This window comes from Shimia sp. Alg240-R146 (genome assembly GCF_947331465.1).
GTDB lineage: Bacteria > Pseudomonadota > Alphaproteobacteria > Rhodobacterales > Rhodobacteraceae > Shimia.
This window is the reverse complement of the sequence record NZ_CAMZOK010000003.1, coordinates 380,466-401,375: the sequence shown is the minus strand read 5'-3', so window position 1 is coordinate 401,375 and position 20,910 is coordinate 380,466. Positions and strand designations below refer to the sequence as shown.

Below are 20,910 nucleotides of genomic sequence, written 5' to 3'. Positions count from 1 at the left end.
TTGGAATGGCTCAGCCCTGACGGCCTGAGCCTTCTCAGGCTGCCGGCCTTTTTGTTCCTTAATAATGCGGCGGGCGTTCGTCCCCCATGACAACAGCGCCATCTGCGCCGGCCTCGCGGCCTGCCTCACGTTCCATCAGCATTTGCACGCGTCGGGTCAGCAGGGCGATTTCGGTGTCTTGGCGTGCGACCACATCGCTCATTTCGTCGACGGTGCGGGTCAGGTGGGCGATCTGTTCTTCGAGATGTTTCATGCACGTCAGATAGGGGCTTTGCCGCATTGGCGTCAAGCGACGTGGGGTTTTTCTTGTGAGCGCGCCTGAGCGCGTGTGTGATCAAGGCAGGGAGGACCATCATGACTGTCACGATCAGGGATGAGGGCCGCGTGCGCGTGGTCGAAATAACGCGGCCAGAGGCGCGCAATGCGGTGGATCCGGCAACCGCGCGGGCGCTGTTTGATGCTTTCTTGGCGTTTGAGGCGGATGACGGGGTGGATGTGGCGATCCTGACCGGTGCAGGTGGCTATTTCTGCGCTGGCTTTGATTTGAAGGCGGCGGCAGATGGCGTGGGCACCGATTGGACCGAAGCCGTGGACATTTCCGACGACTGGCGCGATGCGCGGGTTCAGCCGATAATGGGGCCAATGGGCCCTTCGCGATTGATGCTGTCAAAACCGGTGATCGCGGCCATTGAAGGGCCTGCGGTGGCGGGCGGCATAGAGCTCGCGGCGTGGTGTGACATGCGGGTTGTGGCCGAAGGCGCCACGCTGGGCGTGTTTTGCCGCCGCTGGGGCGTGCCGTTGATTGACGGTGGCACAGTGCGGCTGCCGCGGATAGTCGGGCAGGGGCGGGCCAATGACCTGATCCTGACCGGACGTGGCATTGGGGCCGCAGAAGCGGCGCAAATGGGGTTGGCCGATCGGGTTTGTGCGCAAGGTACGGCGCTTGAGACGGCGATGGGATTGGCGCACTCCTTGGTTGGCTTTCCGCAAGGGTGCATGCGGGCGGATTTTCTGTCGGCGCGTCTGTCCGGCGCAGATCTGGCATCGGCATTGCGGCGGGAGTGGGCGTCGTTTTCAGCTTTCGCAGGTGAAGGTGCCGCGGGTGCCGCACGGTTCGCGTCCGGTAAAGGGCGCGGCGGGGATTTTGAGAATATCTGACGTGGCGCGATTGCTCAGGTCGCGTCTGGGTCATCAACCCTGAGCGCCCAGAAATCGGCGGGCATGTCATGCAATAGCTCGGCGGTTTTGTCGTCGAGCCAGTCTTCTTGCTCGTCGGGCGACCAGAGTTGGAAATCTGTCTCAAGTCTGGCCAGGTGAGCCGCCACCGCTTGCGCCTGACGCAATTTCAGCTTTTCAACCGGTTCCTTGGGCACGATGGCATAGACAAATTGGCCGCCCATGGCTTCTGCCAGCTTTTGCATTTGTTTGATAGAAACGGCGCCCTCTTTCTCGCTGCGCTCGGCCTGATAGACGGCGTTGCGGCTGACGCCTTTGCGTTGGGCCACATGTTCGGCGGACATGCCAAGCGCGCGACGCATGGTCAATATCCAGCCGCCTTCGGGAACCGGCCAATCCTCGGCCCGTTGGGAGGCGTGGTCCAGAAACCGCGCCAGCCGTCTGCGTTTTATGAAATCTCCCACGGTGTGTTCCGATCCTTTGCCACAGCCCATGTTGATATCGAAAGCAGCATAGTATGTATGTAAAACTTTTGCAAATTACACATTGATAACTTGAAATTCACTTTATGGTTGCACATATATAGTTCAACTAAAACAAAAAAAGGGGAATTTATTGATGAGGGATGTAGATGTTTGAAACGTTTCTTGAACCACAATCTCTGCCGTTTTCCATTGCGCTGACGGTGGTGGCGGTCCTGTTTTTGCTGGAAATTCTCAGCTCGGTTCTGGGGTTTTCCGTTTTGGGGGCTGGCGCTGAAGGCGCGGAAGTGGATCTGGACGTTGATGCGGACTTTGATCTGTCGACGGGGTTGGACATCGACCTTGACGCAGCGGAACTCGATATGGATGGCCCTGACATGGCCGACACGCCGGACTCTCCGGCGGGATTGCTGGGTTGGTTGGGCGTGCGCGGTGTGCCGTTCCTGATCTGGTTTGTGTCCTTCCTGACGATGTTCGGCCTCATGGGGCTGTTGTTGCAGGCCGGACTGACCTCAGTAGTCGGCAAAGCAGTGCCTGCGCTTGTCGCGTCCGCTCTGGTCTTTGTCCCGGCGCTTGCGGTGACACGCTTCATTTCCAATTGGGTGGCGCTGTTGATGCCCAAGACCGAAACCACGGCGCTGCGGTCGCGCCATCTTGGCGGCTATAGCGGCACGATCACGCAAGGACGTGCGTCGCGCGGCAAGCCGGCCGAGGTCAAAATCAAGGACCGCTTTGGCAACACGCATTACCTGCGCGTGGAACCACTGGAGGATGACGCCGTCTTTGAACAAGGACAGGACGTCACCGTCATTCGTAAGCGTGGCGATCAGTTCTTTGTGATCTGAACCTGCGCGAGAAATCAAAAAATTATCAAGGATTGAGGAGTTCTAATGCTTTTTACACCTATTCTTACTGTTGCCGTCATGATCGTTGTTTTGCTGCTGTTCATCGGCATGATCATGGCGCGCCTATACAAACGTGCGACCCGCGAAACATCCCTTGTGAAAACCGGATCGGGTGGACGCAAAGTGGTCATGGACGGGGGCACGATTGTGGTGCCGTTCCTGCACGAAGTCGCTAAAGTGAACATGAAAACCCTGCGCCTTGAAGTGGCGCGGGTGAACGAGCAGTCGCTGATCACCAAAGACCGTATGCGTGTTGACGTGGGCGTCGAGTTTTATGTCTCGGTGAATGCCACAGAAGACGGCATTTCGCGGGCTGCCCAAACCCTTGGCGATCGCACGTTTAACGTGGATCAGCTTCGCGAGATGATCGAAGGCAAGCTTGTTGATGGTTTGCGGGCCGTGGCCGCGCAGATGACCATGGATGAGCTGCACGAGAACCGCGCGAGCTTTGTTCAGGAAGTGCAGAATGCGATTTCCGAGGATCTGTTGAAAAACGGTCTTGAGCTGGAAGCTGTGTCGCTGACTGCGCTGGACCAGACACCGTTTGACAGTCTGGATGAAAACAACGCGTTTAACGCCATTGGTATGCAAAAGCTGGCTGCTGTGATTGCGACATCGCGCAAAGAACGTGCAGAGATCACCGCCGAGGCGGATGTGTCGGTGGCACGGTCTGAGATGGAAGCCGAAAAGCGCAAGTACGAGATTGACCGCGAGCAGAAAGAAGCCTCGATCAATCAGGTGCGCGAAATCCAGATGATGCAGGCGGCCCAAGAAGCCGAGATCGCACAGAAGCAGGAAGAGGCGGACAAAGCCAAAGAACAGGCGCGGATTGAACGGGAACGTGCTGTGCGGGCCTCGGAAATTGAGCGCGAGCGCACCATTCGCGAAAGCGAGATCGCCAAAGAGCGGGAGCTTGAGGTTGCGGATCAGGAGCGTCAGATCATCGTGGCGCGCAAATCCGAGGAGGAAAGCCAGGCGCGGGCGTCTGCAGATGCGGCGCGGGCCGAGGCCAAGAAAGCCAGCGAGGCGATTGAAACCGCGCGTGCAGTGGCTGAGGCTGAACGTCAGAAGCAGATCGCGTTGATTGAGGCACAGAAAGAAGCGGAGCGTCAGGCGACTGCGATCCGACTGGCAGCTGAAGCCGAAAAAGACGCGGCGAGCGACCGTGCGGCAGCGCGGATGGAAGAAGCGCAGGCGGATGCGGATGCGTTGAAAGTGCGCGCGGATGCGAAAAAGGCCGATTTGCTGGCGACAGCGGAAGGTCAGACCGCGATTGCGAACTCGGAAAACGAGCTGAGCCGTGACATCATCGAGATGAAGCTGCGTCTGGCGATGCTGGAAGCAATGCCACAGATCGTGGAGCAGATGGTGAAACCGGCCGAGAAGATCGACAGCATCAAGATCCATCAGGTGACGGGGATGAATGGCGGCGCAACCGGTGGCACTGGCGAAAGCGGAACGCCGGTCAATCAGGCGCTGGATTCGGTCCTTGGCATGGCATTGCAGATGCCCGCGATGCAGGCGCTGGGCAAGGAGCTTGGCATCAGCCTTGAGAACGGCGTGGCCGGTGTGACCGACAGCTTGATCGCAAAACCGGCGGAGGCCGAAGCGGTGCCTGTGGTTGAGCAAGCCGAGGCTGCACCTGTCGAAGAAGGCGCGCTGCAGTAAGGTGTCTTGATAAAGTGCTTGAAAGCTCCCGCATTTGCGGGGGCTTTTTTCTTGGCCTGCTGCATTGGGCAGGTCTTCTGTTACAAAGCCTTTCCTTGCCCCTCTGCGAGCCATTCGATAAAGGCTCAAGCGATGTAATTTCACTCAGGGACCATACCCATGGCCAAGCAGAAGAAAGCCCCCCGCCCCAAGGCGATCACGCCCAAGGGGTTTCGCGACTATTTCGGCGTCGAAGTGTCAGAGCGCACCGAAATGCTGCATCAGATCGCCGGGGTTTATCATCGCTATGGTTTTGAGGCCCTTGAGAGCAGCGCGGTCGAGACCGTCGAAGCGCTTGGAAAGTTTTTGCCGGATGTGGATCGGCCCAATGAGGGCGTGTTTGCATGGCAGGAATTTGATGAGAAAGACAACGGCGAATGGATGGCGCTGCGCTATGATCTGACCGCACCTTTGGCGCGGGTCTATGCGCAGCACCGCAATGAGTTGCCCAACCCCTATCGCCGCTATGCGATGGGGCCGGTTTGGCGCAATGAAAAGCCCGGCCCCGGTCGGTATCGTCAGTTTTATCAATGTGATGCGGACACTGTGGGTACAGCCAGCATGGCGGCCGATGCGGAAATTTGTGCAATGCTCAGCGATACGCTGGAGACCGTTGGCATTCCGCGCGGTGATTATCTGGTACGCGTCAACAACCGCAAAGTTATGAATGGCGTGTTGGAAGTCATGGGGCTTGGTGAAGATCAGGCCGCGAAAGACAACGTGCTGCGCACCATCGACAAGTTCGACAAAGTTGGCGAGCGCGGTGTGCGTGAACTCCTTGGCAAGGGGCGGCTTGATGCCTCGGGTGCCTATATTGACGGCGTGGGCCTGTCAGACGATCAGGTTGAGCCGGTCATCGCGTTTTTGACGTCCAAAGCCGACGACGTGGCCAAGACGTTTGAGAACCTGCGCGGCGCGGTTGGTGCGTCGGCTGTGGGTGCCGAGGGCATTGGTGAGTTGGAACAGATCGGTGATCTGTTGGCCGCCGGCGGCTATGGCAGTGATCGGATCGAGATTGATCCGTCGATTGTGCGTGGGTTGGGATACTACACCGGGCCGGTGTTTGAGGCGGAACTGACGTTTGAAATTCTGGATGAGAAAGGCCGAAAACGGCAGTTCGGGTCTGTGTCGGGCGGCGGACGTTACGATGATCTGGTGAAGCGTTTCACCGGTCAATCGGTACCAGCAACCGGTGTGTCGATTGGCGTGGACCGTTTGTTGGCGGCACTGCGCGAAAAGGGACGCATGGGCGGCCTGGCGACAGGTCCTGTCGTGGTGACTGTGATGGATCGCGACCGGATGGCGGATTATCAGGCGATGGTTACTGAGCTGCGCAACGCGGGCATTCGTGCGGAGATGTATCTGGGCAATCCCAAGAACTTTGGCAATCAGCTAAAATATGCGGACAAGCGCAACTCTCCTGTAGCTGTGATCGAAGGCGGCGACGAGAAAGATCGCGGTGTCGTGCAGGTCAAAGATCTGATTTTGGGCGCGAAAATCGCCGAGAGCGCCACCCATGAAGAGTGGAAAGAACGCCCGAGCCAGTTTGAAATTGGTCGCGGTGATCTGGTTGCGAAGGTGCGTGAAATCATTGCCAGCCAAAACGACGGGCAGGCCGACTGATGAGCCAGAAAGCAGTGATCAAGGCGCGGGCAGCTGAGCTGAGCGCGCAGTTTCAGGCGGCGGGTGCGGTGCCGGTGGAGACGCCGGTTCTGTTGCCAGCAGAGGTCATGTTGGACCTTTATGGCGAGGACGTTCGCGGACGGGCCTATGTGACCAGCGATGCCTTACGCGGTGAGCAGATGCTGCGGCCGGATTTCACGGTGCCAGTGGTGCAGATGCACATGGCGCATGGTGCGGAGCCAGCACGTTATACCTATGCAGGCGAAGTGTTTCGGCGTCAGGAAGATGATGCCGCGCGGGCCAATGAATACCTGCAGGTCGGCTATGAGGTCTTTGACCGCGAAAATCCGGCGGCAAGTGATGCCGAAGTGTTTGCGGTGGTCCAAGCCGCGCTGGGCGATGTGCCTGTGCGGGCTGCGACCGGTGACATTGGCATTCTGGCAGCGGCTGTGGCGGGTTTGGAAACCACCGAGCGGCGCAAAAAGGCGCTGGCGCGTCACATCTGGCGGCCACGGCGGTTCAAAGCACTGTTGGACCGGTTTGCCGGTCGCACAGAAATGCCAGCCAGCCGTGTGAAATTGTTGGCGGCAGAATATCCGCTGGAGCACGGGTTTCCGGACATAGGTTTGCGGACGCAGGACGATGTGGCGGCTCGGATCGACTGGCTGCGTGAAGACTCCGAGATGCCAGCGATTTCCGCGATGCAGGTCGAGCTGATCGAAGCGCTGTTGAATGTGCGCGAAACGCTGCCCAATGCGCTGGAGCACATTCGTGATTTGGCAGTGGATATGCCTGCGATCTCGGAGGCGTCGTTTCGTTTGCGCGATCGGATTGCGGCGATGGATGCCCGCGGCGTGGATGTCGAGAACCTCGATTTCGAGGCGTCTTATGGGCGGACGTCGATGGAGTATTATGACGGCTTTGTGTTCGGCTTTTATGCCGAAGGGCGCGCGGACCTGCCGCCGGTGGCCACTGGCGGGCGGTATGACGCGCTGACCCAAGTGCTTGGGCAAGGGCGGGAAATTCCGGCGGTCGGCGGTGTCGTTCGCCCCGGAATTCTGGTCGATCTGGAGGACAAGGCATGAGCATCAAGCTAGGCGTGCCGTCCAAAGGGCGGTTGATGGAGAAGACGTTCGACTGGTTTGGCGCGCGTGGTGTGAGCCTGAGCCGGACGGGGTCGGATCGGGAATATGCTGGCGCAGTTGACGGCGTCGACGGTGTGGAGCTTGTTCTGTTGAGTGCGGGTGAGATCCCGCGGGAACTGGCGGCCGGGCGCATCCATCTGGGTGTGACAGGCACGGATTTGATCCGCGAAAAGCTGGGCCAATGGGAGCAGCAGGTTCAGGAACTGGCGGAGCTTGGCTTTGGTCAGGCGGACTTGATCATTGCTGTGCCGGGGTGCTGGGTCGACGTGGAAACGCTGGATGATCTGGACGCGGCAGCGGCTGATTTCCGTGCGCGGCATGGATTTCGGATGCGGATCGCAACGAAGTATCACCGGCTGGTGCGGGAATACCTGATGGATGCGGGTGTGGCCGACTATCAGTTGGTGGACAGTCAGGGTGCAACCGAAGGTACCGTGAAGAACCTGACGGCTGAAGCGATTGCCGATATCACGTCAACGGGTGACACGCTGCGGGCCAACCACCTGAAAATTTTGAGCGATGCCATGGTGTTGCAGTCGCAGGCGACGTTGTTCCGCAGTCGCGTGGCCGAGATGTCGGACGAAGACCGCGCTGCTATGGCGGCATTGATGGCGACGTTGCAATTGGGCGACTGACCTTTTACGCGAGCCAGAGTTGGATTGGAAAGAGGCGCGGCCCATGCGGGTCGCGCCTTTCTTTTTTTGCTGGCCTATAGCGGCGGGCCGACAAATTCCTGACCGTTGTCCTGCGCAATTTGTGCCATCACGTCTTGGGTGATTGCGCCGGTTTGCGCGGCGGCATGAAAGGCGCGGAACATGGTTTCCATTTTCAATGCGGGGGTGAAGACATACCGCAGGCGGCCTTTGGTTGCGCCGACATTTTTAAACGCATGCACCGTGCCGCGCGGGATAAAGGCAACGTCGCCGGGGGACATTTCGTGCAATACCCTGTCGATTTCGACAACAAAGTCACCTTCGAGAAAAAAGAAGGTCTCGTCCTGATCGTGATGAATGTGGCGGCCGGGACCGATGCCGGGATGCACGATGTCCTCAAAGATCTCCTGTGCACCGTCGGTGTCGTCTCCGGTTAGCAAAATACGCAAGGTAATCGCGCCGGGAAAATCCAGTGTTTCGGCGGTGGCGTAAGCGGTGTGAGTGGTGGGCATGGCGTGTCTCCTTGTGTTGGAGGCACGATGACGGGTGTGTGAATTTGCATAAATACCGACATCGATAGAGGCATCTGTGCAAATTTGCGGCTATAGCACGCCGATGTCCGCCAGTGCGCGGTTGAGGTCGTCGGGCAGGGTGTCGTCGTTGGCGCGCGACTTCGGAAGATCTGCGGGTGCGTCTTCAGGTTTGAGATACCGCCACCCTTGAAAGGCGCGTTTGGTGGCGTTGGCCGTGCGGTGAATTTCCGGGTCCAGAACAATTGCACAGCGGCGTATGCCGTCCTCGCCATGCACTTCGTCCAGACGCATAATCCGTTGTCGACATTGGATAACCCCTTTGATCACCCAAAAAATTGAGCCGCCCGCCAGAATCTCGGTCTCACGCTTGGGCCACATCCGAGTCACATGCCGTGGCAGTGAGTCTGGCATTTGGGCGCGCCGCATCTCCTGCCATGCGATCAGGCTGTCGACACTTTCGGTGCCAACGCTCAGTTTTACGAGGTTGATATAGTTATCCACAGGTTGCCCACAGATTCGTCCCAAGATACGCATGATATTGTATGTTATGAGGGTCGAGCCGCAACCTGTTGTGTTGAAATTGTGAATTTCTTTACGCTTTCCCTTGCGTTCACAGTTGTGCCGCGCGTGTGATCCATTATAGATTGGGGCCTCTTCAAGATAACGCGCAGAACCTACAGGGAATCTATAATGAGTCGTTTCGCTGCCCCCATCGCCGAGCAAATCTGGGACATGAAGTATCGTTTCAAAGAGGCGGATGGTGCTCCGATCGACATCACTGTGGAAGACAGTTGGCGCAGGATCGCGCGGGATCTGGCGAAAGTCGAGAAAGACCCGAAAGCTTGGGAAGACAAGTTTTACGCCGCGCTGGAAGATTTCAAATATCTGCCAGCAGGTCGCATCACTGCGGGTGCGGGCACGGCGCGTCAGGTGACACTGTTTAACTGTTTTGTGATGGGCACAGTACCGGACAGCATGGGCGGCATTTTCGACATGTTGAAAGAGGCAGCCCTGACGATGCAGCAGGGTGGCGGGATCGGTTATGACTTTTCCACCATTCGCCCGCGTGGTGCGGATGTGATGGGGGTGGCGGCGGATGCTTCTGGTCCGTTGTCGTTCATGGATGTGTGGGATGCGATGTGCCGCACCATTATGTCTGCCGGTTCGCGTCGTGGCGCGATGATGGCGACCATGCGCTGTGACCATCCCGATATTGAAAGCTTTATCACCGCGAAATCAGACCCCGCACGTCTGCGTATGTTCAACATGTCCGTTCTCGTTACGGACGCATTTATGGAAGCGGTCAAGGCCGATGGTCCTTGGGAACTGACCTTTGGCGATCGGGTTTATCACACGGTTGAGGCGCGTGATCTGTGGAACAAGATCATGCAGGGCACATATGATTACGCGGAGCCCGGCGTGATTTTCATCGACCGCATCAACCAGCGTAACAATCTGAGTTATGTCGAAGAGATTGCCGCGACAAACCCCTGCGGCGAGCAACCTTTGCCGCCATATGGTGCGTGTTTGTTGGGGTCGATCAACCTTGCGCGGTTGGTCAGCAATCCGTTTGAAGCCAATGCAGAGCTGAACGAAGCAGCGATGTCTGACCTTGTGGCAACAGCCGTGCGGATGATGGACAACGTCGTTGACGCATCAAAATTCCCGCTGGAACAGCAGGCCCAAGAAGCCCAAGCCAAGCGCCGGATTGGCCTTGGCGTGACGGGTCTGGCGGATGCGTTGCTGATGCTCGGGCTGAAATACGGGTCCGAAGAAGCGGCGCAGCAGACTGAGGCCTGGATGAAAGCGATTGCGCAGGCGTCTTATCTGGCGTCGGTGGATTTGGCGAAAGAAAAGGGTGCCTTCCCGCTGTTTGACAAGGATAAGTACCTTGCTGGTGGCATGGTGCAGGATCTGGACGAAGATGTGCGCGCGGCGATTGGCGAGCATGGCATTCGCAACGCGTTGCTGACGTCGATTGCACCAACCGGCACCATCAGCCTTTATGCAGGCAACGTCAGTTCCGGTATCGAGCCGGTGTTTGCCTATGCCTATACGCGCAAGGTGCTGCAGAAAGACGGGTCCCGCACCGAAGAGGAAGTTGTTGATTACGCTGTGCAAATGTGGCGCGACAAGTTTGGCGACAAGGCATTGCCCGACTATTTCGTGAACGCGCAGACACTTGAGCCTGCCGCGCACGTGCGCATGCAGGCGGCGGCGCAGAAATGGATCGACAGCTCGATCTCCAAGACCATCAACTGCCCCGAAGACATCAGCTTTGAAGAGTTCAAAAACGTCTACATGCAGGCGTGGGACACTGGCTGTAAGGGCTGCACCACCTATCGCCCCAATGACGTGACTGGTTCGGTTCTGACCGTTTCTGAAAGCTCCGAGGATGCGCCGGGTGAAAAGCCCGCGGATCACGTCGCTGACGGCGGTGAAGTGATTTATATGTCTGACCCGCTTGAGCGTCCGCAAAGCCTTGAGGGCGCGACCTACAAGCTGAAATGGCCTGATAGTGAGCACGCGATTTACCTGACGGTGAATGATGTGATCATCAACGGTCACCGTCGGCCATTTGAAGTGTTTATCAACTCCAAAAACATGGAGCACTACGCTTGGACGCTGGCGTTGACGCGGATGATTTCGGCGGTGTTCCGTCGCGGCGGGGATGTGTCCTTTGTGGTTGAGGAGCTGAAGGCGGTGTTTGATCCGCGCGGAGGCGCTTGGATGGAAGGCAAATATATCCCATCCATTCTGGCCGCGATTGGCGGCGTGTTGGAACGTCACATGATCGCGATAGGCTTCATCGAAGGCGAAGGCATGGGGCTCAAGGCGGATCCGCAAGCCGAAGCAATGGCGGTGGGCGAAGCGCCGCGTGGCAAGGCCTGCCCGAGCTGTGGTCAGTTTGAATTGCAGATGGTCGAAGGCTGCATGACGTGCCGCAGCTGCGGCCACAGCAAGTGTGGGTGATGAGCCACCTTGGGAGTGTGTGGTCCGACAAGGAAAGTCCGGTTTTGCGACAAAAGACGGGTTTTGAATTCCCGTAAAGACGGAGCCCAGGATCTGAAAATTGGCGGCACATTTGTGCCGCCAATTTCGATTGTGGCGCCACATAGTTTTCGGAGAAGAATGCAGACGCCGCGACGGGATGGTTGGCGCCAGAGGACCATGTGCACCAAGAGCTATGTTTTTTCTTTTAAACGTTCCCCAAGAGGCACCGCGCTTCAAATGTTCTGGATAGCCAGTAATGGCGTGAAGCAAGGTGTGAGCAATTGCCAGAAAAGACAGGCTGCGGACGAAGACAGATCGTGCAGCGTATTTAATACCCCGAGCTTTTCCCGTCCCTTTTAGATCAAAGCAAAACGTTGCCGAAGCGGGCGGAAACCCGATCTCGCAAGTGTGCCTTGAAGTCAGAGACCAGCTTGGTTTCGGCGCGTTGGGCGAGGGTGATCATGCTAACGTCTTGGGTCTCTTTCGGTAGGCTCATTTTTGCGACGGAGAGCCCATCACTGCCATCTGGTCTGAGCGCATAGCTGGGAAGGACGGTCATAAAATCAGTCTCTCTTAAAAGCGCTAGAACCGCACCGGCGGATTCGCTCTGGAACGCGATGCGGGGGGACTTAACGCCCATCTGTCTGAGAGCGTCTTCCATGTCGGTTCTCAAAATGCTTCGCTCGGAATGTCCAACCCAAATCACCTCGGCAAAGTCTGCCGTCACAGGATTGGGAAGAGAGATCACCGGATGCGCAATGCGCCCGACAATAACGTTGGCATCACTGAACAGCAGGTCGACAATCAGGTCAGAGTCGCCTCGGTCAACGAATTTGGAGGGTCCAACAATGACATCGATCTGGTTGAGATAAATCCGTTCCATCAGACCGGCGTGATAGTCCGGGATCAGATCTATTCGAATGTTAGAGCGCGCCGAAAGAAATCCGGCGATGGCCTCGGACATCAGGCTTTTGCACAAAAATGGTGGGGCTCCGATTTTCAAAACGCCAGCAAAACCCTCGGCGCCTAGATCAATCACCTCGGCGGCGCGCAAACGCGCTGAGCGGACGGCCTGCCCCTGTTGCGACAATTCGAAACCAATATCCGTGGGAGTCAACGGGCGGGTGCTGCGTTCAAACAGAGGCATACCGATCCGGGCTTCAAGCGTGCGGATCATCCGACTTAGAGCCGGTTGCGAGGTGCCAATTTTCTTGGCTGCCAGTTGCAGGGTGCCATTCTCGACGATGACGGCCAGTTGTTCCAGATGGCGAGGGTCAATCAACATATCAAAATCGTATGATACCTTATCTGATTAGTATTGGACTGATATGTTATGCCGGGCGACCTTGTTGTCAAGAACAGGGGGAAACCGCCGCGCTCTAGGCGCTGCGGATCGGATGAGTTTCCCGAAATTTGAACTTGAGAACCGGAAAGCGAGGCTTGCGCCAAGATGAATGTCCTGTGGATCATGGCCGATCAGCTTCGGTGGGATTACCTGAGCTGCTTTGGTGCCAAGCACATCGACACACCCAACCTCGACTGGCTGGCATCCCGAGGCGTGCGGTTCAACCAGACGTATGTGCAATCACCAGTCTGTGGGCCAAGCCGGATGAGCTTTTACACCGGTCGCTACATGCGTTCGCATGGGGCGACTTGGAACGGATTTCCATTGCGTGCGGGTGAGCCGACACTCGGCGATCATCTGCGCGAAATCGGGGTTACTTCAACCTTGGTCGGCAAGTCGCACATGATCCCGGACAGTGAAGGAATGCAGCGCCTCGGAATTGAACCCGAAAGCATAATCGGCACACGCGTCAAGGAATGTGGCTTTGACGTATTTGTGCGCGATGATGGTACAAATCACACCGACTATCCCGGTCGCCATGCGCCGGAAGACTATGACCAGTACCTGCGCCAGAACGGTATGGAAGGCGACAACCCGTGGGAGGAATGGGCGAACTCGGCTGAAGGGCCGGAGGGGGAGCTTCTTTCCGGGTGGCTCTTGGAGAATGCGCCACTGCCTGCGCGCGTGGCGAAAGAGCATTCTGAAACTGCTTGGCTGACCACACGAGGAATCGAGTTCATCGAGCAACAAGGCGACGAGCCCTGGCTGTGTCATCTGAGTTATATCAAGCCACACTGGCCCTATCTGGCTCCTGCGCCCTACAACGATATGTACTCATCGGATGATCTGCCTCCCGTCAATAGGGGCAATATGGAACGCCAGACTGACCACCCGCTAATGCAGGCGTGGATGGATATGCGCGTGAGCAAGAGTTTCTCGCGCAGCGAGGTGCGGGATTTGGTGGCGCCGGTATACATGGGCCTGATCAAAGAGTTGGACGACCAGCTGGGCCGGCTGTTTGCCTATCTCAAGGAAAGTGGGCGCATGGAAGACACCATGATCGTTTTCTGCTCCGATCATGGTGACAACATGGGCGACCACTGGATCGGCGAAAAGGATCTTTTCTTTGATTGCTCAGCCCGTATTCCGCTGATTGTTTTTGACCCGCGAAAAGACGCCGACGCGACACGCGGCACGGTTACCAACCAATTGGTCGAAGGCATCGATCTTGCGCCTACGTTCCTTGAATTTTTTGGGGGAAAACCCAAACCACACATCATTGAAGGCCGGTCACTGCAACCGCTTTTGCACGGCTCAGACAGCAATTGGCGCGATTTCTGCGTTTCTGAATACGACTATTCTACGCGCGAAAGTCGCAAGGCCATCGGAGTGGACCAGAGTGATGCAAGGCTGACCATGGTCTATGACGGACGCTGGAAATACGTGCACGCCGAAACCATGCGCCCGATGCTTTTTGATCTGCAAAGCGATCCGGATGAGTTGAGCGATCTGGGAAACGATCCGGCCTATGCCAGCCAGATCGAACGGTTGGGCGCGTTGCACTTTGAATGGGCGCGTCGCCATCACAACCGGATCACGCGAACTGCCGAGGCTGTCGAAGCCATGGCAGACGCACGCGAACCGCCGGGAATTCTCATAGGGTATAAAGACAGGAAAGAACTAGAGGACGACGGACTGAGTATGCCAAGCCATGTTCAGTTCTAAGGGAAAAATGGGAGGGAAATATGTACAATTTCAAATACTTGAGCACAGGGCTTTTGGCGGCAATGTTGCTTTCAGGAACAGCAAACGCGCAGACGAACCTAACGGCTGAAACAGCCGCACCGGTTTCGGTGGCCGGGACGGTCGTACTTGGTTTGGCGGAACTATCTTCCAGTGCCGGTGTTGCCAACATTCAGGTCGCGCCAGGTCAGACGCTGACCAATACCGTGCAGAACGTTGCAGAGGGCAAGACCGATATTGGGTCGGCCCCGTTTTTGCTTCCATTCCTTCTTTCCAAAGGTGCTGGTCCATATGCCAGCTTGGGTAAGGAAAAAGGCGCGGAACTTGCTGAAGACCTCGCCGTTTTGTTTACCTATCGGCTATCGATCTATGCGTTGAATGCGTATGAAAGCAAAAGTTTCGGCGGATGGGATGCATTTGAAGGTGCCACGATCTACAACGGCCCACCTCGCGGCGCGGCGCTCAACACCGCGCGCGGAATGGCGAAACTTGCAACCGGGCTTGACGATGGGGACGGATACACCGGCGTTCAAGTGAATTGGGGGCAAGCGGTTAAGACGATTGTTGATGGTTCAGCCGACGCGAATATCTTGCCATTGAACTTTCCCGATGGCCGCATGACCCAAGCGAGCGCGTCAGGCAAGATTGTCGTGTATTCGTTTCCCAAGGAAGTGTTTGAAAGCGACGGCGCGCAAAAATTTGCCAACGCTCCAGGCTCCACCGGCGTTGTCGTAGATGTGTATGACGAAATGTTCGGTCCAAATACGCGCGTGGAGACGGAAGACGGAAAATTCCGCGGCTTTGGCGCATTGGCGGGCGAAGTTGTGAATGTTTCGATGAGTGAAGAGATCGCTTACGCGCTGACCAAGACATTCATCGAAGGCATTGCTTCGCTTGAAGCAAAGGCACCGATGATGCCCAACGCGTGGCTCGGCGAAACCGATCAGGAGAAGACAGGTCTTTGTGGTCCGATGCCGATCAAATACCACCCCGGCGCTGTGCGGGCATGGGAAGAGGCAGGGTATACTCTGCCGGATTGCGCCAAACCTTAGACTGCGAAACGAAGTGAGGAGACCGGAATTTTCTGGTCTCCCACAAAAAATCGAGGACAAATCGTGGGCAGCCAACCGGACCAAATAAAACGACCTGTAGCACAAGTTGTACTTTATCTATTGTCGGTTGTTATAGTCTTAGTCGGGCTATTAAATGCCACGCCGGGAATTCCGGGATTAGACGATGGGGTCAGGAATTTAACGGGCGCGAACTGGCTTTCAATACGAAAATTTCCAACCGAGTGGTTCTACCCGATCGCCTTTTCTGCGATGATGCTTTGTGTGACGCTGAAGCACTCCATGTGGGTTGATTGGGCGGATCGGTCCAAAGAACGACGCAGGTTCGGTTTGTTCATGGACATCGCGCTCGTCGTTGCCGCGTTTGGTGTTTCACTAACATATGTCATAGAAATCGAATCCATATGTTTGATCGACCAATTCACTGGCGAGCGCGCAAGGTTGTTTGCCGAAGCCCTGAAGGCCGAAAAAGAAATCGCTGAACTTTATGGTTTGCCAGCGCCGACAACGGTCGAAGATCCCAAATGCGTTGGCAATACAGGGGGGTGGCTGGTGGCCATCATCGGTGTCACCATGCTGGTATTCCTCGCCTACAACATCAAAGTTTGGGGGCTTCCCCTAGTTGTCGTAGCTTTGGCGATCGCGCTTTATTCGATTGTGACCGTGCTGGTTTGGTATTTCCACGGACCAGATGACATCAACAAATATCTGATGACCAAACTGGCAGGCGAGCCTCGATTGCTGTCTGATGGTCGGCCGCGAGTTCACGATATTTTGGTCAACAACGCGTCGGGATTGCTGGGTCGGTTCATGGACATCATGCTCAACACGATTTTCCCGTATCTTGTCCTTGGCTCACTGTTTGGAGCGTCAGCGGGCGGGCAGTCACTCATAAAGATTGCATTTCGCTGGACCCGACACCTGCGCGGCGGCCCAGCACATGCGGCGGTTGTCAGCTCTGCGATGTTTGGCACGATTTCGGGCGGGCCAATCGTCAATGTCCTCTCGACCGGAGTTCTGACCATTCCCATGATGCTCAAACGCGGGTTTTCAAAGACCTTCGCGGGCGGTGTCGAAGCCGCGGCATCGTCAGGTGGATCGATCATGCCGCCTGTCATGGGAGTCGCAGCCTTCGTCCTAGCGGCGCTGACCGTAGTGCCCTATTCGGAAGTGATCATTGCGGCCGTCATTCCAGCGTTGGCCTATTTCTCGTGCCTGTTTCTCTCCGTGGTCTTTCAGGCTCAGAAGCAGGGCATCACGGCCATCGGTGAACTGACCGAGGACATGCATCTGAACCGTCAGGATATGTTGAACCTGACGATGATTTTCGGTCCAATCCTACTGATCCTGCTTCTGCTTCTTGCCACTAAGGAGACGATTGGCTGCGGCGTACTTGGCGGGCTTCTTGGGGCCGAGCGCGCGTTTGTTGATGGCGTTTGCAAGGTGTCAGAACTGTCTTGGTTTCAACAGATGATCCAAAACGCCGCTGGCGATGCCGGTAGTGCGGGTTGGTGGGCGGTTATGCTGTTGATAGCCCTCCTTTTCGTTGATCCAGAGGTGCGCGCCAAACCGCGTAAGGTGGTCGATGCCCTTTCTGCCGCAGGTGTTCTGGTATCAACGCTTTACCTTATGTTCCTAGCCGTCTCGATCATCGACTTCTGCCTGCAATTCACCGGATTACCTAACTTCATCTCGCTCGATGTCTTAAGCTGGTTGCAATCTTGGAATTTGGGACAAGGCGGGTCGGTTGCCTTCCAGATGCTGGCGCTGTCCATGACAATGCTGATTGCGATCCTGCTTGGCATGGGGATGCCTGCTGTCCCGGCCTACATCAATGTTGCTCTGCTTATGGGGCCGGTTTTGGCCGGGCTGGGGATCGCGACTTTCACTGCGCATATGTTCATTTTCTATTTTGCCGTAGCGTCGGCTATCACCCCCCCGGTTGCCCTTGCAGCTTTTGCCGCCTCGACAATTACCAAAGCCGAGCCCATGGCCACCGGGTTTTCTGCGGTCAAGTCGGGCATCGTGATGTTCGTGATCCCGTTCATCTTTGCGCTCTACCCAGAAATTCTGTTGATTGATGCGGCGATCCTTGATCCCTCCGTAAGCGCGTCGGGAGTGCCCAAATACCTGCCTGGTTACGATGGCTCGTCCGACTGGGTAGGGCTGGGCCTGCTATTGCTCCGCCTTGTCATGGCGCTTTACCTTCTTTCCAGTGCTTTGGCCGGATTTGACGGGCGTCGACTGAGCCGGTTGGAGATTGCCGCAAGACTGGCTCTTGCTTGCCTAATGATCGCAAAGGTAGATTTAGTGCCTTGGCTGGCCATGGCCGCAGCGATTGGATTTGTTGGGTTTCCTAAATGGCAAGACAGAATAAGAGGGTGAGACGTGTCAGGCGGATGCGTGACGAGCGTACTGCAGGTGTGTCAGGAAAATCTTTTCCAGCCCCGACCAAGCGATCACGAATGCGGTAGCAAGTTTTTTCATTTCACGGGCCTTCGGGGGTTGGATGATAGCCGCGGTAAAGATCAGGCAAGAAGCTGGCCAGATGGTTCATTTCCTCGGCACAAGTGGCGAGCATTACCGCACCGGCATCATCTTTGAAGATTTTGCCGGCCATAAACCCTAAGGGCAAAAGCCTGTTTAGGCCTGCGTCATTCATCCCACCTCAAAGACGTCAATCGCCAAGCTTGCGTGCCACCTGTTCAGAAAGAAACCCTGTCGCCGCCTTTGAGGTCCAGAATTTCACGGGCCTCGTCCGGGGTGGCGACTTCGCATCCCAAGTCCTCGACAATGCGTCGGATTTTGGCGACTTGCTGAGCGTTGCTTTCAGCCAGTTTTCCGCGGGTGATGAACAGGCTGTCTTCCAGCCCGACGCGCACGTTGCCGCCCATCTGGCTTGCGGTCGAGGCTAGGCCCATTTGAGATCCTCCAGCCCCCAGAACGGACCAACGATAGTCGTCACCAAACAGCCGGTCGGCGGTGCGCTTCATGAAGACCAGATTGTCCACTTCGGGACCAATGCCGCCAAGGATGCCAAAGATGAACTGAATAAACACCGGCGCCTTGAACAGGCCGATGTCCATGCAGAATTTCAGATTGTAGAGATGGCCGACATCATAGCATTCATGTTCGAATTTGATGTCATGCGGGGCGAGGGTGTCTGCGGCTTCTTTGATGTCGCGGAACGTGTTGCGAAAGATGTTTTGATCCGAGTTGGCAACATAGTCTTTTTCCCAGTCGAATTTCCAATCATCGTCTTTGTAACGGTTGGCCAACGGATGGAACGAGAAGTTCATCGACCCCATATTCATCGAGCACATTTCCGGCGAAAAGGTTTTGGCCGGAGTGATGCGGTCTTGGATCGACAACGTCAGTGAACCGCCAGTGGAAATATTCAGAACGGCATCTGTCGCTTGCTTGATGCGCGGTAGAAACGGCGCAAAATCGTCAGGATTGACAGATGGTGCTCCGGTTTCGTTGTCGCGTGCATGTAGGTGCAGGATGGAGGCGCCGGCCTCTGCGGCATCCATCGCCTGTTGCGCGATGTCGTCATAGGTATAGGGCAAGGCATCCGACATTGTGGGCGTGTGGATCGCGCCAGTCACAGCGCATGTTATGATGGTTTTCTGTTTTGCCATTGGTGCGGCTCCTTAGGGTTTGTCGCGTTTGAGGACGCGGTAGCCAAGTGGAAAGATTTGGATGTCAAAGCGGCTGCGGATCAGGCCCCAGAGACCTTTGGGGGCCTTGAGCATGACAACAATTGCGACAACGCCGAGCACAATCAGATATGTGGTGCCTAAGTCGGCGAGCGTTTCGCGCAGCAGGAAAAACACCAATGTACCGATGATCGGACCTTCGATGGTGCCGATGCCGCCGATCACAACGATGAAGATCACAAAGGCGGTCCAGTCGTTCACGCTGAAGGCGGCGTCTGGAGAAATCCGCAATTTCTGCAAGAAGATCAGCGCACCGATCATGGCTGTGAAAGCTGATGTCACCACATAGACGATAAATTTGGTGCGCCAGATGTCGATGCCAAGGCTGCTTGCAGCGGTTTCGTTGTCGCGGATGGCAGTCAGAGCCAAGCCTTTGCGAGAGCGGAGGAAGAAGTAGACAGCAGTGATGACCAACACGGCAGCGCCTAGCGCAAGCCAGTATGACAGGCTTTCACGCATGGCGCGCTTGCTGGCCAGTGATTTGACAATGGCGACAGGCAAGGAGGAGCCAGAGCCGCCACCGAGGGATGAGACTTGCGCAAATCCCAGACGGAACACCTCTGCAATGACCCATGTGCCGATGGCGAAATATGCGCCACGCAGACGGAAGATCAGAACCGCCACAGGAATCGAGATCAAAGCGCCCAACACGCCTGCGAGGGCGATGGCAGCAATCGGGTGCAGCCCGCCAAACATCGTCAGTGCAAACAGCATGTAGCCGCCAAAGCCGACATAGGCCTGTTGACCCACAGAGACCAACCCCGCATAGCCCGCCATCAGGTTCCACAGGCTGGCGAGCGCCAGATAAAGGAACAGCTCTCCCATCAAACGCATGTCGGCGCGACCGGCCCACCACGGGGCGGCGATCAGAAGGATCAAAACAAGCGCGCCCAGCACGGCGCCAACGCGGGCCGCCTGAGAGGAGCGGGTGACGGAATAGGTGGGCGTGGTCATGCCGAAATCCTCGGAAACAGGCCGTTGGGTCGTACGGCAAGGATGATCAAAAAGGCGATGTGGCCCGACAGGATTTGCCAACCGGGATCGATTTTGGCGCCCACGGTTTGCGCCACGCCAAGGATGACGCCACCAGCAAGCGTGCCCCAAAGGTTGCCCAGACCGCCAATGATCACAGCCTCAAAGCCAAAGATCAGGCGCCCACCGCCGATAGAAGGATCAAAGCTTGTACGGATACCTAGAAGGATGCCCGCAACAGCCGTCACCGCCAGCGCAAGCGCCATAGCGAGGCCAAAAATGTGCCGGCGATTAAGGCCCATCAGTTGCGCGATATCCTGATTGTCGGACACCGCGCGGAAGGCGCGTCCCAAAGGTGTGTGGTAAAAGACGCGTTGCAGACCCCAAATCACAACAACGGCAATCGCAAAGGTCAGTGCTGGCAACACACCAAGTGTCAGCCCTCCGAGGTCAAAGCTTGCGGTCTCCAATGCACCTGCGCTCAGTTTTTGCGGGTCCGCGGTGTAGCCTTCCAAAAGGGCGTTCTGGATGATCACACTCAGCCCGAATGTCACCAGCAAAGGCGGCAGAAGATCATCGCCCAGAGTTTGGTTGAGCAAGCCGCGTTGCAATGCGTAGCCGATGGTGGCCATGACAGGGACGACCACCACCAATGCCAGCAAAGGATGCATTCCGGTTGCTGTGGTGACCGTCAGCCCCAAATAGGCTGCCAAAACTATTAAGTCGCCATGGGCGATGTTCACCAAGCGCATGACCCCGAAGATCAGGGAAAGCCCCGCGGCAAAGAGCGCATAGAGCCCGCCCAAGAGGGTGCCTTGCACCACTGCGTTCAGCCAATCCATA

At 56.7% G+C, this 20,910-nt stretch carries 19 protein-coding genes; 10 read left to right on the top strand and 9 right to left on the bottom strand.

Features of this window, described 5'->3' with window-relative positions; all coding sequences use genetic code 11:
• Nucleotides 1–58 precede the first annotated feature (58 nt).
• The gene (locus PG871_RS17515) at nt 59–253 is read right to left on the bottom strand and encodes a SlyX family protein (protein ID WP_270731692.1); all 195 of its coding nucleotides are present in this window, start codon (nt 251–253) and stop codon (nt 59–61) included.
• Between the two features lie 101 nt (nt 254–354).
• Here PG871_RS17515 and PG871_RS17510 point away from each other — a divergent pair, with 101 nt between their 5' ends.
• On the top strand, nt 355–1,158 hold the full coding sequence (locus PG871_RS17510; protein ID WP_270731689.1) for a crotonase/enoyl-CoA hydratase family protein: 804 nt from the start codon (nt 355–357) through the stop codon (nt 1,156–1,158).
• 14 nt (nt 1,159–1,172) lie between these two features.
• On the opposite strand, the gene PG871_RS17505 is transcribed toward PG871_RS17510, so the two are convergent.
• The gene (locus PG871_RS17505; RefSeq protein WP_270731688.1) at nt 1,173–1,640 is read right to left on the bottom strand and encodes a helix-turn-helix domain-containing protein; all 468 of its coding nucleotides are present in this window, start codon (nt 1,638–1,640) and stop codon (nt 1,173–1,175) included.
• Between the two features lie 167 nt (nt 1,641–1,807).
• On the opposite strand from PG871_RS17505, the gene PG871_RS17500 reads away from it, so the two are divergent.
• The 5 genes from PG871_RS17500 to hisG all read left to right on the top strand — a co-directional run bounded on the left by PG871_RS17500 (nt 1,808) and on the right by hisG (nt 7,673).
• Complete coding sequence (locus PG871_RS17500; RefSeq protein ID WP_270731686.1) at nt 1,808–2,503, top strand: YqiJ family protein; 696 nt, start codon at nt 1,808–1,810, stop codon at nt 2,501–2,503.
• 45 nt (nt 2,504–2,548) lie between these two features.
• Nucleotides 2,549–4,231: a flotillin family protein gene (locus PG871_RS17495; RefSeq protein WP_270731684.1), complete on the top strand. Its 1,683-nt coding sequence runs from the start codon at nt 2,549–2,551 to the stop codon at nt 4,229–4,231.
• A gap of 159 nt (nt 4,232–4,390) precedes the next feature.
• Nucleotides 4,391–5,893: a histidine--tRNA ligase gene (gene hisS / locus PG871_RS17490; protein ID WP_270731683.1), complete on the top strand. Its 1,503-nt coding sequence runs from the start codon at nt 4,391–4,393 to the stop codon at nt 5,891–5,893.
• Entirely contained in the window at nt 5,893–6,978 is a 1,086-nt protein-coding gene (locus PG871_RS17485; RefSeq protein ID WP_270731682.1) for an ATP phosphoribosyltransferase regulatory subunit, read from the top strand. The genes hisS and PG871_RS17485 overlap by 1 nt, the downstream gene beginning before the upstream one ends.
• Entirely contained in the window at nt 6,975–7,673 is a 699-nt protein-coding gene (gene hisG / locus PG871_RS17480) for an ATP phosphoribosyltransferase (protein WP_270731680.1), read from the top strand. Before PG871_RS17485 ends, hisG begins: the two co-directional genes overlap by 4 nt.
• 74 nt (nt 7,674–7,747) lie before the next feature.
• On the opposite strand, the gene PG871_RS17475 is transcribed toward hisG, so the two are convergent.
• The gene (locus tag PG871_RS17475; protein ID WP_270731678.1) at nt 7,748–8,203 is read right to left on the bottom strand and encodes a cupin domain-containing protein; all 456 of its coding nucleotides are present in this window, start codon (nt 8,201–8,203) and stop codon (nt 7,748–7,750) included.
• A 90-nt stretch (nt 8,204–8,293) separates the two neighbouring features.
• Nucleotides 8,294–8,725, bottom strand: coding sequence for a DUF1489 family protein (locus tag PG871_RS17470; RefSeq protein WP_270731676.1), 432 nt, complete (start codon nt 8,723–8,725; stop codon nt 8,294–8,296).
• Nucleotides 8,726–8,914: 189 nt separating this feature from the next.
• Between PG871_RS17470 and PG871_RS17465 the strand changes: the two genes are divergently transcribed.
• Entirely contained in the window at nt 8,915–11,197 is a 2,283-nt protein-coding gene (locus PG871_RS17465) for an adenosylcobalamin-dependent ribonucleoside-diphosphate reductase (RefSeq protein ID WP_270731672.1), read from the top strand.
• A 382-nt stretch (nt 11,198–11,579) separates the two neighbouring features.
• On the opposite strand, the gene PG871_RS17460 is transcribed toward PG871_RS17465, so the two are convergent.
• Nucleotides 11,580–12,503, bottom strand: coding sequence for a LysR family transcriptional regulator (locus PG871_RS17460; RefSeq protein WP_270731671.1), 924 nt, complete (start codon nt 12,501–12,503; stop codon nt 11,580–11,582).
• A gap of 165 nt (nt 12,504–12,668) precedes the next feature.
• Between PG871_RS17460 and PG871_RS17455 the strand changes: the two genes are divergently transcribed.
• The 3 genes from PG871_RS17455 to PG871_RS17445 all read left to right on the top strand — a co-directional run bounded on the left by PG871_RS17455 (nt 12,669) and on the right by PG871_RS17445 (nt 17,761).
• Complete coding sequence (locus PG871_RS17455; protein WP_270731669.1) at nt 12,669–14,288, top strand: alkaline phosphatase family protein; 1,620 nt, start codon at nt 12,669–12,671, stop codon at nt 14,286–14,288.
• A 20-nt stretch (nt 14,289–14,308) separates the two neighbouring features.
• Nucleotides 14,309–15,358: a TAXI family TRAP transporter solute-binding subunit gene (locus tag PG871_RS17450; RefSeq protein ID WP_270731667.1), complete on the top strand. Its 1,050-nt coding sequence runs from the start codon at nt 14,309–14,311 to the stop codon at nt 15,356–15,358.
• 300 nt (nt 15,359–15,658) lie between these two features.
• Nucleotides 15,659–17,761, top strand: a complete 2,103-nt coding sequence (locus PG871_RS17445) for a TRAP transporter permease (protein WP_270731666.1) — start codon at nt 15,659–15,661, stop codon at nt 17,759–17,761.
• A gap of 103 nt (nt 17,762–17,864) precedes the next feature.
• Here the strand turns inward: PG871_RS17445 and PG871_RS17440 are convergent, their stop codons facing one another.
• The 4 genes from PG871_RS17440 to PG871_RS17425 form a co-directional block, all read right to left on the bottom strand.
• Complete coding sequence (locus PG871_RS17440) at nt 17,865–17,996, bottom strand: DAPG hydrolase family protein (protein WP_270731664.1); 132 nt, start codon at nt 17,994–17,996, stop codon at nt 17,865–17,867.
• Between the two features lie 85 nt (nt 17,997–18,081).
• Nucleotides 18,082–19,017, bottom strand: coding sequence for a 3-keto-5-aminohexanoate cleavage protein (locus PG871_RS17435; protein ID WP_270731663.1), 936 nt, complete (start codon nt 19,015–19,017; stop codon nt 18,082–18,084).
• Nucleotides 19,018–19,029: 12 nt separating this feature from the next.
• Nucleotides 19,030–20,049, bottom strand: a complete 1,020-nt coding sequence (locus PG871_RS17430; RefSeq protein ID WP_270731661.1) for a branched-chain amino acid ABC transporter permease — start codon at nt 20,047–20,049, stop codon at nt 19,030–19,032.
• Nucleotides 20,046–20,909, bottom strand: a complete 864-nt coding sequence (locus PG871_RS17425; RefSeq protein WP_270731658.1) for a branched-chain amino acid ABC transporter permease — start codon at nt 20,907–20,909, stop codon at nt 20,046–20,048. The genes PG871_RS17430 and PG871_RS17425 overlap by 4 nt, the downstream gene beginning before the upstream one ends.
• Between the last annotated feature and the right edge of the window lies 1 nt (nt 20,910).

What these genes read in the sequence shown, in the direction of transcription:
- PG871_RS17500 (WP_270731686.1), top strand. Translation starts at nt 1,808, where the DNA reads ATGTTTGAAACGTTTCTTGAACCACAATCTCTGCCGTTTTCCATTGCG.
- PG871_RS17450 (WP_270731667.1), top strand. Translation starts at nt 14,309, where the DNA reads ATGTACAATTTCAAATACTTGAGCACAGGGCTTTTGGCGGCAATGTTG.
- PG871_RS17510 (WP_270731689.1), top strand. Translation starts at nt 355, where the DNA reads ATGACTGTCACGATCAGGGATGAGGGCCGCGTGCGCGTGGTCGAAATA.
- PG871_RS17440 (WP_270731664.1), bottom strand. Translation starts at nt 17,996, where the DNA reads ATGGCCGGCAAAATCTTCAAAGATGATGCCGGTGCGGTAATGCTCGCC.
- hisG (WP_270731680.1), top strand. Translation starts at nt 6,975, where the DNA reads ATGAGCATCAAGCTAGGCGTGCCGTCCAAAGGGCGGTTGATGGAGAAG.
- hisS (WP_270731683.1), top strand. Translation starts at nt 4,391, where the DNA reads ATGGCCAAGCAGAAGAAAGCCCCCCGCCCCAAGGCGATCACGCCCAAG.
- PG871_RS17435 (WP_270731663.1), bottom strand. Translation starts at nt 19,017, where the DNA reads ATGGCAAAACAGAAAACCATCATAACATGCGCTGTGACTGGCGCGATC.
- PG871_RS17475 (WP_270731678.1), bottom strand. Translation starts at nt 8,203, where the DNA reads ATGCCCACCACTCACACCGCTTACGCCACCGCCGAAACACTGGATTTT.
- PG871_RS17495 (WP_270731684.1), top strand. Translation starts at nt 2,549, where the DNA reads ATGCTTTTTACACCTATTCTTACTGTTGCCGTCATGATCGTTGTTTTG.
- PG871_RS17485 (WP_270731682.1), top strand. Translation starts at nt 5,893, where the DNA reads ATGAGCCAGAAAGCAGTGATCAAGGCGCGGGCAGCTGAGCTGAGCGCG.
- PG871_RS17460 (WP_270731671.1), bottom strand. Translation starts at nt 12,503, where the DNA reads ATGTTGATTGACCCTCGCCATCTGGAACAACTGGCCGTCATCGTCGAG.
- PG871_RS17455 (WP_270731669.1), top strand. Translation starts at nt 12,669, where the DNA reads ATGAATGTCCTGTGGATCATGGCCGATCAGCTTCGGTGGGATTACCTG.
- PG871_RS17465 (WP_270731672.1), top strand. Translation starts at nt 8,915, where the DNA reads ATGAGTCGTTTCGCTGCCCCCATCGCCGAGCAAATCTGGGACATGAAG.
- PG871_RS17425 (WP_270731658.1), bottom strand. Translation starts at nt 20,909, where the DNA reads ATGGATTGGCTGAACGCAGTGGTGCAAGGCACCCTCTTGGGCGGGCTC.
- PG871_RS17445 (WP_270731666.1), top strand. Translation starts at nt 15,659, where the DNA reads ATGTGGGTTGATTGGGCGGATCGGTCCAAAGAACGACGCAGGTTCGGT.
- PG871_RS17430 (WP_270731661.1), bottom strand. Translation starts at nt 20,049, where the DNA reads ATGACCACGCCCACCTATTCCGTCACCCGCTCCTCTCAGGCGGCCCGC.
- PG871_RS17515 (WP_270731692.1), bottom strand. Translation starts at nt 253, where the DNA reads ATGAAACATCTCGAAGAACAGATCGCCCACCTGACCCGCACCGTCGAC.